This is a genomic window from Nostoc sp. DedQUE08, assembly GCF_034530895.1.
Classification (GTDB): domain Bacteria; phylum Cyanobacteriota; class Cyanobacteriia; order Cyanobacteriales; family Nostocaceae; genus Nostoc.
This window is the reverse complement of the sequence record NZ_JAVRCD010000021.1, coordinates 71066-85560: the sequence shown is the minus strand read 5'-3', so window position 1 is coordinate 85560 and position 14495 is coordinate 71066. Positions and strand designations below refer to the sequence as shown.

Below are 14495 nucleotides of genomic sequence, written 5' to 3'. Positions count from 1 at the left end.
AAGTTTAATGGTGTGACAACAAAGAAGGCAGTTGGTGCATAGAATAAAAAACACGCGCTCCAGATGCCTCAAGTAGATTAGCTTCACTTTGCTCGGTGTAACCTAAAACTCTCATTCCGGCGGCAACACCCGCACGTACACCCAAAACGCTATCTTCTACAACAGTGCAAGATGCAGCTTGAATTCCCATCTTTTTAGCCGCATATAAGAACAAGTCAGGTGCTGGTTTCCAGCTTTCAATTTGATATGAGCTAAAGATACGTCCTTCAAATCGAGGCAGTAGGTTAGTTACACGCAAAGCTAACTTAATTTTTTCCGGTGGGCCACTGGAAGCAACGCAAATAGGTAGATTAATCTTGTCTAAAGCTGCTTCTATTCCTTCTACAGGACGTAGTTCACGCTCGAATGTCTCAGCAGTACGGGTACGAAGCTGAGTTACAAAATCTTGTGGCAGCTTTTTTCCAAGTCTATGCTCAATTACAGCAACACAATCAGCCATTTTGCAACCCTTAAATAACAAAATAGCTTCTTCAAGTTTCATTGCAAGTCCAAATTCAGCGACAAATTTCACAAGAACACGATTACCTAATCCTTCGCTGTCTACCAACACTCCATCACAATCAAAAATAACTAATTCTGTTTGCATTTCGCTCCACGCCTCGCCCATTTACAAATTCGGGATTGTCATAGAAGCGATCGCCACTCCGCCCCATAAAGGCGCATCATCCCCCAGCACCGCTGGCACAATTTCAAAATCCACTTCCGGCAAAGCCGTCTCCCGCGCCACCTGACGCACTACCCGCCAGAAATCCTCCCCCGCTTTTGTCACACCGCCTCCCAACACAAAGCGCTGCGGATTCATCAGATTCGCCACATTGCCAATACCCACACCCAACGCCCAAGCAGCCTTGTGTAAAACTTCCTTCGCCAAATCATCACCAGCCGCCGCCGCCTCACTTACCAACTGTCCCGTCAACAACGTTAAATTATCCCCCACCAAACCCCTCAAAATCTCTCCATCTCTAAGTCCTTTGCGCCTCTGCGGTTCTTTTTCCAAAATTTCCTTAGCATTTTGCGCCATATAAGGCCCCGAAGCCAAACGTTCGACACATCCCCGCTTCCCACACAAACAAACTGGCCCAGCCGGATCGACAACGATATGTCCAATTTCGCCAGCCATCCCACCAGCACCCCGCCAAGGCTGGCCATTGAGTATCCAACCGCCACCCACCCCAGTGCTAACCGTAATGTAAAATAGGCTATCGTATCCTTGACCAGCACCAAAACGGTGTTCGCCCAAAGCAGCAATATTGGCATCATTATCTACACCAACAGGAACGCCAAACTCTTCTTCCAACAAGGCTTTGAGAGGAATATTTTCCCATCCAGACACATGATGAGATAGTCGCACCATCCCTATGGAAGCATCAACCGGGCCGCCAAAGCTAATACCGATCGCAGCAGGTTTTGTGTCTTGCAGCAGAGAGTAAATAAGCGATCGCATAATTTCCAAGTCAGTGCTAGCATCTGCACCTACTGGCGAGAGACAACGTTCATAACGCAACCACTTTCTCGAACCGATATTGACTGTTGCTGCTGCCAGCTTAGTTCCGCCAAAATCGAGAGCTAAAATTAATGTCATTCACTCACCTTTTATTACACCATCACACAACGTAGTTTCTTTCTGAAGAAAGATGTTTGCACTCAAGATACATTTAACACTAGAAAAACTACATTATTATTTAGCAACTCATGACTCCCGATCAAACCGATCCACTTATTGATTTCTCTCACGCCAAAGAACCTCCTCGCTCTCTTGATATCGATAAAGCTCAAGAGGCAGATCCGATTGAACCAGAAGAAGTTACTGGAGAGAGTAAGCAAAATCCTACTCCTGATGATTTGAATCGCGAAGATGAAGATCCCAGAATCGGGGGTAGTCAAATAATCAGTGGGAATATTTCAGCTGGATAAATAGTTACTCATTTCTTTGTGAGTTGAGTACTCCATCAATAAACTGTTGTAATCGTTCATAATGTGAACCTTTCCAATAAATGCGATCGCAGTCTTGGCAACGCTGGAATCGATCGATCTGCGATCGCACCTTTTCTGGCACTTGTTCAATAATGGATTGCTTATCTACAGTTTCTAATAATCCATTGCAACGCAAACACCGTTTAAATGGTGCAATTAATTCAAACAAGTCGAAGCGTTGCAGTACTTCTATGATTTGTTGTTGAGGGTTAGTATTTCTAACATAATACCCATGCGTTACCAGACTACGCATTAATAGTCCTTTATCACGAGTCAAGAGAATGCGCCCTTGACTGGAGGATATTTGGGCTAATTTCTCATCCTCGTAGTCATTGCGGTACAAAGTATCAAAGCCTAAAAGTCGTAGAGATGTAGCAAGCTTGCCTAAATGAATATCTACAACAAAACAAATAGTACTGAGCGGTTCTGGCAAAACAGAAATACTTGGTATAATAACATTCCTAGCTGAAATTGGATAAACATTGATAGTATCTCCATCCGAAACTATGTAAGAAAAATTTACATATTCACCATTAACATTTAGAAAATCAACTTCTGGATGAGGGACACCCAACGACTCAATCATGTCTTTAATAGAGGCTTTTTCCTCAAACACATGAGAGATTCTCACCTGTTTGTGATGCCGTGGTAAAAAATGATTCAATTCTGCATGAAAGTAGAAATATGCGATCGCCATAGCCACAGATATTCGGATTACCCTACTGGCAACAATTTGTCACAATTGCAAAACTTTATCTATTGTATTGAAAGAATCAATACTTCCTCAAGTGAGCTATCTCCACTATAAAATGCCCATTTCCCTTGATTTAGTCAACCTTCTAGAGGCAGCAAACGATCGTGGAATTATAAAGATTCTCAAATACTTGCATTTATTATTGAGTTCAGTTACAGTCAAAGCAGATGCATATAATCAAACCCTGACATACGCTTCAGGAAGTTAGATTAGATAAAAGGGTAAATAACAGGTTTGTTAATGTTGATGTCAGTAACGCGGCTAGTGATTAGTCATTAAGTTTTAACATTAACTTGTAACGCATAAACTATAGGGCACTAAAGCATTTACCCCTAGTTTCAGTGTTTTTATTTTTCTAATCTAATTGAGAATTATTTGCAATATTCTGGAATGGATAGATATATTAAAAGTAGATAGTAGGAATAACTTTAATAATCTATATCTAGCTATTCCACATCTATCTTTAGAAATACATTTCTCAGAAAACACAAAGAATTATATTTTTATATGTAAAAACAGGATTTGTAACTAGCTATGAAAATAATTTCACCAAAACTTTAGAAAAATATCTTACTACTAGCAATATTTTTGATTGTAGTATTAGCTACATTGATATTATCAGCAAGTTAATCCTTGGTAATTCTCCAAGTAGCTTTTTGCCTATGTACAAGGTTTAATATATTTGATTTTACCAAAGAAAGTAAGTTCAGAAAAGCCGAGTTTCAGCAAGTGAAAAATTATAAAATACCAAATAACAATAAAACTAGATACAAAATTAACGCCAGTCATACGGAAAAATATCTCTTGACACTGTTTATCTTTATTGTGGAGAATTTATTAACTGGGAAGACCTCAATTGATAATGATGTTATAAAGTGGCTACCTAGTTTTAACTCGGAAATGAATATTGTTCTTTTTTATCTCCTTGAATCAAGGATATTGTATCTAAGAACACAATTGTATTTTGTAATACCTTTTGTCCAAAAAATATGCTAATGAGTACAACGAGATGAACACTTTTTTTTGTTCTGATGATTCGCGGCAAGTAGGAGAAGATGTTATTGGTAGTGCCACCAATTATCAAACTTATATTTTAGTTGAGTGTCCTTTACCTTGGACATCAGAAGCCTTTAACTCCAAGTGGGTGCCTCAGAATTTGAGGATTTTGGTAGAAGAAGTGAAGCGTGCAAAACTGCCAATTAGATTTCTTCTAATTGCTAATGATTTATCACACAAGGTAAATCACACTACGCTTTTGATTTATCAAAAAGAAGAGGGGCTAAGTAATGGATACCATAAACAGGAGTTTCAGCTAGCAAATATTGAGCAAGTAGCAGGAGTTGTCCAAAAATGGATATGGGATATCGATTCTAATTTGGAAGTAGAAACTAGTACAACTAGAGATATTTTAGTTTGTACCCACGGCAGCCATGATAAGTGTTGTGCGAGATATGGCGCTCCTTTTTACTTCCAAATAACAGCGAGTAAAGCTGATTTGTGCTTAGATAATGTGCGAATTTGGAAATCATCGCACTTTGGTGGACATCGGTTTGCACCAACAGTTATAGACTTGCCAGAAGGAAGATACTACGGTCGTCTCGATCGAGATTCATTTAGATCGATTTTGACTCGTACTGGTGATATTCAATGCTTACATCAAGTCTATCGAGGCTGGGGAATTTTGCCTGCTGCACTTCAGGTTTTGGAAAGAGAGTTAATTCTCTATAAAGGATGGGATTGGTTTAATTACAAAGTTGCAGGCAAAATTTTAGAGCAAAGTTTAGACAATAATACTATCTTAGCTGAAATTAGTTTTGAACAACCTTGTGGTTCTCTCTATACTTATCAGGCTAAACTTGTAAAAGATGAAACGAAGACTCAACAACTGAAAAGTTCATGCAATGCGACACGAGAGTTAGTAGTTACTAAATATGCTGTTGGTAGTTTTTGGATTACCTCTAGTAAGGTAATGAGTTATAGTACGCAGAAGTAAAGAGAGAGTTTTTAAACGCAGAGGAACGCTAAGGGAAGCGCAGAGGTACGCAAAGTATTACTGTATTTACTATAACGCTGCACAAATTCTTAATAAAATCTCTGTGTTTCTCTGCGCTTTCCTCTGCGCTTCTTTGCGTTTAAATTCTAAATTAAGATGAAGCCATATTTAAGACTTTTCGTAACAGTATTTGGTCTTCTAATTTGGCTTTTAAACGGCCATTTTCGATATCTCGAATCCAGCTTTGGCTTTTACCTGTAAGTTTTGCCAATTCTCTTTGGGAAAGATTTAAATTTTTTCGCGCCTGCAAAATCTGTTCGCCTAGCAAATCGTTTGTAGCTTTGGGCTTCTTTTTGGCTTTAGCAGTTCTTGTTTTCTTTTTTTCCGATTCTGAGATTTGCTGTTCCCATTCTGGCGGCAGTTCAAAAGCCAAAATCCGCGCATTCATTAGCAGATTCCATTTACCACGGGGGCCTGTGTCTGTGAGGCGAGTTTCAGCACCTCCGTCATTAGTCCAAAATTCTAATGCTTCATCTGGATCTTCGGGAAGATCGATTAATTTCGCCCACAAAGGTTGAATTTCTGGTGGGTAAGTAACTGGATCGAAAAGTGGCTTCATTCCATAGTGATTGAGAATTTCCAAATCGCTTTCAAAGGTTCGCAGCAGACGTTTGCGTTCTTCTCGTTGTCTGGATGCAAGGGCGACTTTTTCCTCACCGTAAGCAATACGCAGCAAGGTAGGAATGGTGATGCGTTGTTCCTTGCCCATTTTGGTTTTAAACAGCAACCACAGCATTAGTCGAACTGCGCCTTCATGTTGCTGCCAAATACTCATGACTGTGGTTAGCAGCGTTTTAGGGAGACTGCCGTATTGATAGAATGCAGTTCGCTCTTTACACGCTTGTTTGTTTAAGAAATATTGCGCCCATAAACCTGCTTTGACTTTAAAAGTTAGGCCAATCAGATATTTGCATCCGAGATTGTCTTCCTGGAAGTGGTGCTGAATATCTACTAAGTGCCATAGGCGGCTACCGACAAGAGAAAATCCGTTAATTCGGCCTTGTTGCGGCCAGTCAATGGAGATCGTCAGGGAGCAAGCTTGCTGGACAAGATTTTTCATTAAAGCTAGCTTGGCTGCTTTACTTAAGTCTTTGCGCTTCTCCATCCCCAAATATTTCTCGATTTGTCGCTCATCGATCGCAAATTCTTGCTCCCAAGGTTGATCTAAGGCTGTAGCATAAGCTGCAAAAATCAGATGTATGCAAGCGGCTCTGATGTCAAGCCCCTCAATTGCTGCTATGTCTGTGGCCTTGTCGTTCACTTTCAAGGGATCTTGGATATGAAAAGCGATCGCACCTCGGCCTTGATTGACTTGTCGGCTATAACTGATGTACCCTTCTTCATCGGTTTCCCAATGTAGGGATGTGCGCTGCGCTAATACATTACAAGCTTCCCAAATTGCGATCGCTGAAGCAAATGGATTATTCTTGCCGTTAGAAAACAAATCTAAACTGGTAGAATCTCTCGGTTCAACTTTGCATCTCCCCTTTTTCGCCTGCCAAGGAATGGGAGACTTAGTTGGACAAGCTATTACACATTGTGGTTCTGAATAAAAGCCCTCACAATTATTACAAAGACCAGGATCGACCCAATATTCATTGTCCTCTATTCTGATTGCACCCGTAGGACATTGGGGGCGGCAGTTGTCACATCCAACGCAACTGTTGTTAGGAATTGTATAAGGCATTTGGCTCTTTTCCCACTCTAATCGTTGAGATGTCTGTCTCAGGTCTCCCCTGGATGAGTCCTGTCTATTCATGACTCGCTAGCACATAATCTTTCTAGCGAGAATAATTTTTCTCGCCCATTCACTCCCCACATCCATATTTTGACTTTGCATCCAATCGGAAGCTATTTAAGGCTTTTAAACCGAGCCGGACAAAACTTATTTATTAACTATACATTTCATGAAAAAAATGATTAATTTGTTCGTACAGAGCTTAGAAAGATATCTTAATATTCATTTAATTAGGTATTGAATGAACATTTTAGCTTTAACCATAAATTGTTTTGAGAACATATTTAAGCCTGATACGATTGGACTTCATCTGATTTATTAATAATTTTAATATTTAAGACACGCTCGGTTTCTGCCATAAAAATCACAGTTACTTTATAAATTGATTATGTTTCCTTCATAAATTCATTATATTGATTTAAATGTAAAACCAATATTTATTTTGTCATCATTTATATAAATAGTTGAATCAGATCGACTTGCAAATTGTTGCTTTGCAAAATACATATTGCACATATCAAAATGTAATTAATGAACATTTATTTTTGTATATATGCATACTGTTCATCTACATTTCTTTGTCTAAAGCTAAAAGTAGTTGAAAAATAATATCATCACTTTTATCGATATCTTTGCGTTTAGATCGGGCTATTAGCGACGAGGGTAGGTTTTAAACCTGTAATTTATGCGTCTCTTTTTTCTATACTTTGCATGGGAATAGCTGATTAGCGGCTGCTGCCTCCAGTCAGATATTGAGTCAGAGACTCAATGAATGCGTTCCCATGCGGAGCATAAGAACGAGGTAAACTTAAGCATTCATAATGATTATTGGCAATAATTTGCATTTAGTTTTGATTTAAAAAATAATTTTTAATTGTGTTCAAACTTATCGATTTATTATCAAGTAAAAGTGAGTTTTGAATATAAAAAATAAAAATATTAGGATAAGATGATGATTAATGCACAAACAGATTGATAGGCAAAATTGCCAAGGGATTATTAATGGCACAACTAACAGGTTTGACGTTTGGCGGTAAAGCTTGGACACCAAAATTCGCTCAAGAAATTGACAAAGATAAATGTATCGGCTGTGGCAGATGTGTTAAAGTCTGCGGGTACAATGTGCTAGGTTTGAAGGCACTCAATGAAGAAGGTGAATTTGTAGACGACGAAGACGATGACGAAATTGAACGGAAAGTAATGGCAGTTACTTCTCCAGAAAACTGTATTGGTTGTGAAGCGTGTTCGCGGATTTGCCCGAAAAATTGCTACACCCATGTTGCAGTAAATAATTAGAATTTTTAGAGTTAGTCCAAATTGTTGTTAATTCAAGGAGGCACTGTTTGTAAAAAGCGCAAATGCGCTAGGCAAGGTAACTTGAGGGGAATACTAAGTATTTACTGCAACTAATAAATAGTTCTCAGTAAACAAATCCGTAAATTGCAAAATGTCAGTTATTAACAAATTTAAACTTGCTGCTAATATAGCCTAATCAATATTAGGCCAACAGTGCCCTCTTGGAACAACGAGCTTTTTTGAAAGCAGGGGGCTAACTTTTTCATAGGAGTTGAAATATAGTTTGTATTTTTTTGGGGGAAAGATATGGAAAAAATCTGGAAGTTTCCCCCATTTTTAATGGCTGCACGTTAGAAAGTTAATAAGTGAAAAGGGAAAAGGGAATTGGGACTGGGGAATAGGGACTAGGAAGACAAAGAATAGTTTTTCTAATATCTAATACCTAATCCCCAGTACCCAATACCCAGTACCAATAAAAGACTGTTTACACAGGTAGCATGTATGCAACAAGTTCCTGTTTCATTATGGACTCTGGTTGCTGGGATAGTAGTTACAGCAATCAGCATTTGGCTCGGTCACAACCACACTCTCATGCCAGTGCAGGCATCGCTACAAGCGCCTTTGGTAGACGGTTTTTTCAACGTCATGCTTACCATTGCGATCGCACTCTTCTTGGTGGTAGAAGGAACAATTGTAGTTTTTTTGGTTAAGTTTCGTCACCGTCGCGGTGATGATACCGATGGTTTGCCAATAGAAGGCAACGTTCCCTTAGAAATCTTTTGGACAGCAATTCCCACAGTAATTGTCCTCGGTTTGGGCATTTACAGTGTAGATGTTTTTAACCGAATGGGCGGCTTTGAGCCTGCTGGTCATCCTCATTCAGCAGCTCATGTTGCTCATATACCGGGGAGTGCTTTGGCAGCCACATTAAGCGATACTGAAGCAACAACTGCCCCAGCAATAGCCCCAACAATCGGTATTGGCGCGTCTCCTCAAACTCTAAACAAACCAGCCGATTTAGTTGTTGATGTCAAAGGCATACAATACGCTTGGTTATTTAATTACCCTGATAGTGGTATTACCTCTGGGGAATTGCACATACCCGTCGGTGCTGATGTCCAACTCAACCTTTCAGCACAAGATGTAATTCATTCATTTTGGGTGCCAAACTTCCGCCTGAAGCAAGATGCACTTCCCGGTATCCCTACCGAACTGCGATTTGTCGCCACCAAACCAGGTACATATCCCGTAGTTTGTGCTGAATTGTGCGGTGGTTATCACGGTTCAATGCGGACACAGGTAATTGTCCACACACCGGAAGAATACGATAGCTGGCGGACAGAAAACCAGATTGCTCAACAGCAAAACCTTAATCAAGTCATTGCTGTTAATCCAGCCGACTTATCAACATCAGAGTTTCTCGCGCCCCACACCCATGATATGGGCATTAGTGCAGCAACTCTAGAGTCAGTAGTCATGAGTCATTAGTCATTAGTCATTGGTCATTGGTCATTAGTCATTAGTTATTGGTAACTGACAAATGACAACAGACAAATGACAAAGGACAAAAAGACAAAAGACAAATGACAAATGACAAAGGACAAAGGACAAAAATATATGACACAGGTAGAATTTCCACGAAATACTCCACCAGAAGGAAAGAAACCGGAAATGGTGGCTGGCCACGCTTCCCATCCGAAGGCGTGGAAATGGCAAGACTATTTTACATTTAATGTTGACCACAAGGTTATTGGTATTCAATACCTGGTGACAGCGTTTGTCTTCTATCTCATCGGCGGACTGATGGCTGTTGCTCTCCGTGTCGAATTAGCAACACCAGATGCAGACGTACTCGACCCCAATTTGTATAACGCTTTCATGACTAATCACGGGACGATCATGATCTTCCTGTGGATTGTTCCTAGCGCCATTGGGGGATTTGGTAACTATTTAGTGCCGTTGATGGTTGGTGCTAGGGATATGGCGTTTCCGAAACTGAACGCGATCGCTTTTTGGTTAAACCCACCAGCAGGTGCGCTCATTTTAGGTAGTTTCATTTTCGGCGGTTCCCAATCTGGTTGGACAGCTTACCCACCTTTGAGCTTGGTAACAGCACCAATCGCTCAAACTATGTGGATACTTGCGATCGTTTTGGTGGGAACTTCCTCAATTTTGGGTTCGCTGAACTTTGTAATCACCATTTTGATGATGAAGGTTCCTAGCATGAAATGGGATCAAGTGCCCTTGTTTTGTTGGGCAATCTTGGCTACCTCTCTGCTGGCACTTCTCTCCACACCTGTATTAGCAGCCGGTTTAGTTCTGCTGTTGTTTGACCTCAACTTTGGCACCTCTTTCTTTAAACCAGATGCAGGCGGTAACGTTGTAATTTATCAACACTTATTCTGGTTTTATTCTCACCCGGCAGTATATCTAATGATTCTGCCCATCTTCGGCATCATGTCGGAGGTAATTCCAGTTCACGCCCGCAAGCCAATCTTTGGTTATAAAGCGATCGCTTATTCTAGTGTAGCCATCTGCGTTGTCGGTTTGTTCGTCTGGGTACACCATATGTTTACCAGTGGCACACCCGGTTGGATGCGGATGTTTTTTACCATCTCTACTCTTATAGTTGCAGTTCCCACTGGCGTGAAGATTTTTGCCTGGGTTGCTACCCTTTGGGGTGGTAAAATCCGCTTCACAGGTGCGATGCTTTTCGCCATTGGTTTGTTGTCCATGTTTGTCATGGGCGGCTTAAGCGGTGTGACGATGGGAACGGCCCCCTTTGATGTTCACGTCCACGACACATATTATGTTGTTGGACATTTCCATTACGTTCTGTTTGGCGGTTCCGTGTTTGGCATTTACGCCGGCATTTATCACTGGTTCCCCAAAATGACCGGACGAATGTTGAATGAAAACTTGGCACGCATTCACTTTGCCCTTACCTTCATCGGCACGAATCTCACCTTTTTACCCATGCACGAGTTGGGTTTAAAAGGAATGCCGCGAAGAGTGGCAATGTATGACCCCCAATTTATCGACCTCAACCAAATTTGTACCTTTGGTTCATTTGTTTTGGCGATATCGGTAATTCCTTTCGCCATCAACATGATTTACAGTTGGTTGAAAGGGCCTTTGGCTAGTGATAATCCTTGGCAAGCTTTGACTTTAGAATGGACAACTAGCTCACCACCTGCAATTGAAAACTGGGAAGTGTTGCCGGTTGTAACTCATGGCCCTTATGACTACGGTCAGGAGCATAGAACTGAATTACAGTCATCAGCGACGCCGGAAGCTAGTGCTTAGGTAGTAGAGTGAGTAATGCGATCGCACTCAAAATCACTGAAACTTCTAGTCATTAGATTTAAAAACTCAAAACTCCAAGCTTGGAACCCAAAACTTCAAGCTTGGAACACGAACGCCCGAATCAATAAGGGACTTCCAACTAAAATAAATATCCTATCTTGGTGTAGGCAGGGGGGCAGGGGGCAAGGGGAGAAAGAAAAATACGATCTGAGTAAATTGGATAATTTATTTTCTGGAAGTCCCTAAACGAACGCCCAAATTCAATAAACGGACACCCGAATTCAATAAACGGACGCCCGAATTCAATAAACGAACGCCCGAATTCAATAAATGGACGCCCGAATTCAATGAACGGACGCCTGAATTCAATAAACGGACGCCCGAATTCAATAAACGGACGCCCGAATTCAGAACACGAAACTCGGAATTTTCAAAATTCCTGAACAAGTCAAGAGTTTGGCTAAACAAGAATTTTGGATAAAGAATGGAAATTTTGCCACTTCAGACTTCATTCTTTATTCAAACTTCCACAACAAGACAGAGTAGATCGTATTGTCAAAAAATCTATGACTATAGCTACAACCACAAGCGAAGAACACAGTGCAGGACACGAAGAACATCCAGATTTAAGAGTCTGGGGATTGTTGACGTTCCTCGCTTCTGAATCCCTAATGTTTGGGGGATTTTTTGCCACCTATTTGTTTTTCCGAAGCAGTACAGCCGTTTGGCCTCCAGAAGGAAGCGAAGTAGAACTACTTGTACCGACGATTAACACCATTATTCTGGTGTCTAGTAGTTTCGTGATTCACTTTGGTGATACGGCGATTAAAAAGAATAACGTCAAGAGAATGCAACTGTGGTATGCCATTACTGCAATCATGGGGGCAATTTTCTTGGCTGGTCAGGTTTATGAGTACTCAACATTAGGGTATGGTTTGACCACCAACGTCTTCGCCAACTGCTTTTATATCATGACTGGGTTCCACGGTTTGCACGTTTTTGTGGGACTGTTATTGATATTACGTGCATTGTGGCGATCGCGTCTTCCTGGTGAATATTCTGCAACCAATCATACTTTCATCGAAATGACAGAAATTTACTGGCACTTCGTAGACATTATTTGGATTGTCTTATTCACCTTAGTGTACGTTCTGACTTTGTTTTAACAAAAGTTAGGAGTGAGGAGTGAGAAGTGAGGAGTTAATAAGTTATAACTTCTAACTCAGAATTCACAACTTCTAACTTATAACTCCTAACTCCTAACTCCTAACTATCCAAGAGTTCATTATGCAAGCTAATACAAATAAATTCTCATGGTTTCAGGTTCCAGATGATATCAAAAACCTATTAATTTTAGCTGCAAAAAGCTGGGAAAATACATCAGAATCAGAAAAATATATTCAACAAGCTTTAGACCAGACTGGTGAAAACACAGATGTCTTGGTAGCAGCATATAGATTTTTCTATTATAAAAATAATTATTCTCTTGCATTACAAACAACAGTCAAATTATTAGATAAAATTAAAGAACTAGAAAAACTTCCTGATGACTGGGAGCAACTTCAGCCGATATTAGTCAATCGCAAAGAAGACCCACAAATTCGATTGTACTTAAATGCTTATGCTGCTTCTGGATTAGTGCTAGCAAAGTTAGGAGAAATTGAGCAAGCCAAAGAAATCAGCACCAGAGTCAAACAGATAGACGAAAAGAATGATTTTGGTTCTGGTATTCTGCTGGATATTCTGACACGTCCAGCAGAAGAAGACGATTAATTAGTCAATGCACTTCTCTGTAAAAGAGTGGGGGGACAAGGGGACAAGGGGACAAGGGGAAAAACCATAGCAATGCCCAATACCCAATGCCCAATGCCCAATGCCCAATGCCCAATGCCCAATGCCCAATGCCCAATGCCCTTTTTGTGAAAAATCATGAACAATTGGTTATCTACCAAATCCTATTCCTTATTAGGAGCAAGTACTGATAGTAACTCTATCATTCCTCCTATTAACATACCTACTAAACTGCCTGTAGGTAACATTCCTAATGTCTCACCGATCATTGTGATCCAATCTTCGCCACTATCAATTTAAAAATTATGAAAGGTAGGGATTGGCTGCTAACAGGGGACGGTCAGCATCAAGCTTGTAAATCTGTAAGAGCCTGGGATTTATTGAGAGAAAATTACCGCCTTTATCGGTTTTTAACTGAGGTGGAAGATGTTCTCAATAGCAGCGACAATGAAACCAATTGTCTGCCAGAAATTCGGATGCTTGTAAGGCGCTTAATGGTAAATTCCTACTGGGTGCAAAGTCAAAAGTTAGAACCTTCACCCAAAACGGGAAGCTCTGTTTTACTCCTATATGATGAATTGGGTTTTCCCTTAACTGTGCAAACAGTAACATTTGCACCGGGAACCCGTTCAAACATTCATAATCATGGGACATGGGGAATAGTGGCGGTGTTAAAAGGCCAGGAAAAAAATACTTTTTGGCGACGCACCAATAGCCCAAAATTTCAGGACAAAATTGAACCGACGGGAGAGCTAACTCTATTACCAGGAGATATTATTAGCTTTACTCCCGATGCAATTCACAGTGTAGAAGCAGTGGGTGATGAACCAACTGTGACTTTCAATATTTATGGCGAAACCGATCCAAATGAGAGGTTTGAGTTTGACTTAGTTAGCCATAAAGCGAGGAATTTTTAATTTCATCGGTTCGTAGTTGGCGCTTTAGCGCAAAAGAGTAATTAGGAGATAGTTGAATGGCAAAGGTAATTTTCTATAGCAAACCAGGCTGTAAAGGTGGAGTTAAGCAAAAAGTTTTGCTAACAGCTGCCGGTCATGAGGTGATACCACAGAATCTGCTAAAAGAACCTTGGACAGTTGAACGGTTGCGTTCCTTTTTTGGCGATCGCCCCGTAGCCGAATGGTTCAATCTTTCCGCCCCCAAGGTAAAATCTGGTGAGGTGGTTCCTGAAAAAGTGGATGAACAAACCGCTTTGGCGCTGATGCTGAAAGAACCACTGTTAATTCGCCGCCCTTTGTTAGAAGTAGGCGAACAGCGCGAGGTAGGATTTGATGTACAAAAGATTGATGCTTGGATTGGCTTACAAGCTGTAGATGAATCCTTGCAAGAAATCAGCGACAAGCTTCTGAAGCAAGATTTGCAAAACTGTTCCCACGGTAAAGATCATAGCCATCAACACCATAATCACTAGGCTGGCTGTAACCATCATGGCGAACAACATCAAAAGCAAGGCAGCTTGTAGTCATTAGATTTCTTGCAAAAGTCTATAAATAACATTCTAGCCC

At 40.6% G+C, this 14495-nt stretch carries 13 protein-coding genes; 9 read left to right on the top strand and 4 right to left on the bottom strand.

Annotated elements, in window-relative coordinates; all coding sequences use genetic code 11:
- Positions 1–4: 4 nt before the first annotated feature.
- Positions 5–646, bottom strand: coding sequence for an HAD family hydrolase (locus RMY64_RS16215; protein WP_322700611.1), 642 nt, complete (start codon positions 644–646; stop codon positions 5–7).
- 21 nt (positions 647–667) lie between these two features.
- Positions 668–1642: an ROK family protein gene (locus RMY64_RS16210; RefSeq protein ID WP_322700610.1), complete on the bottom strand. Its 975-nt coding sequence runs from the start codon at positions 1640–1642 to the stop codon at positions 668–670.
- 110 nt (positions 1643–1752) lie between these two features.
- Here RMY64_RS16210 and RMY64_RS16205 point away from each other — a divergent pair, with 110 nt between their 5' ends.
- Complete coding sequence (locus tag RMY64_RS16205) at positions 1753–1974, top strand: hypothetical protein (RefSeq protein ID WP_322674029.1); 222 nt, start codon at positions 1753–1755, stop codon at positions 1972–1974.
- Between the two features lie 4 nt (positions 1975–1978).
- Here the strand turns inward: RMY64_RS16205 and RMY64_RS16200 are convergent, their stop codons facing one another.
- Positions 1979–2731, bottom strand: a complete 753-nt coding sequence (locus RMY64_RS16200; RefSeq protein WP_322700609.1) for a Mut7-C RNAse domain-containing protein — start codon at positions 2729–2731, stop codon at positions 1979–1981.
- 1066 nt (positions 2732–3797) lie between these two features.
- Here RMY64_RS16200 and RMY64_RS16195 point away from each other — a divergent pair.
- Positions 3798–4781: a sucrase ferredoxin gene (locus RMY64_RS16195; protein WP_322700608.1), complete on the top strand. Its 984-nt coding sequence runs from the start codon at positions 3798–3800 to the stop codon at positions 4779–4781.
- Between the two features lie 151 nt (positions 4782–4932).
- Here the strand turns inward: RMY64_RS16195 and RMY64_RS16190 are convergent, their stop codons facing one another.
- Positions 4933–6528, bottom strand: coding sequence for a helix-turn-helix domain-containing protein (locus RMY64_RS16190; RefSeq protein WP_322674032.1), 1596 nt, complete (start codon positions 6526–6528; stop codon positions 4933–4935).
- 1053 nt (positions 6529–7581) lie between these two features.
- On the opposite strand from RMY64_RS16190, the gene fdxB reads away from it, so the two are divergent.
- From fdxB to RMY64_RS16155, 7 genes are all read left to right on the top strand, one after another.
- Positions 7582–7875 (top strand): ferredoxin III, nif-specific, encoded by a 294-nt coding sequence (gene fdxB / locus RMY64_RS16185; protein ID WP_174710795.1) that lies wholly within the window; start codon positions 7582–7584, stop codon positions 7873–7875.
- Between the two features lie 501 nt (positions 7876–8376).
- Positions 8377–9363: a cytochrome c oxidase subunit II gene (locus RMY64_RS16180; protein WP_322700607.1), complete on the top strand. Its 987-nt coding sequence runs from the start codon at positions 8377–8379 to the stop codon at positions 9361–9363.
- A 129-nt stretch (positions 9364–9492) separates the two neighbouring features.
- Complete coding sequence (gene ctaD / locus RMY64_RS16175) at positions 9493–11181, top strand: cytochrome c oxidase subunit I (protein ID WP_322682850.1); 1689 nt, start codon at positions 9493–9495, stop codon at positions 11179–11181.
- Positions 11182–11747: 566 nt separating this feature from the next.
- On the top strand, positions 11748–12347 hold the full coding sequence (locus RMY64_RS16170; protein ID WP_322674034.1) for a heme-copper oxidase subunit III: 600 nt from the start codon (positions 11748–11750) through the stop codon (positions 12345–12347).
- A 121-nt stretch (positions 12348–12468) separates the two neighbouring features.
- Positions 12469–12954 (top strand): hypothetical protein, encoded by a 486-nt coding sequence (locus RMY64_RS16165; RefSeq protein ID WP_322700606.1) that lies wholly within the window; start codon positions 12469–12471, stop codon positions 12952–12954.
- Positions 12955–13277: 323 nt separating this feature from the next.
- Positions 13278–13889: a cupin gene (locus RMY64_RS16160; RefSeq protein ID WP_322700605.1), complete on the top strand. Its 612-nt coding sequence runs from the start codon at positions 13278–13280 to the stop codon at positions 13887–13889.
- A gap of 56 nt (positions 13890–13945) precedes the next feature.
- On the top strand, positions 13946–14401 hold the full coding sequence (locus tag RMY64_RS16155) for an ArsC/Spx/MgsR family protein (RefSeq protein ID WP_322674037.1): 456 nt from the start codon (positions 13946–13948) through the stop codon (positions 14399–14401).
- Positions 14402–14495: the final 94 nt, after the last annotated feature.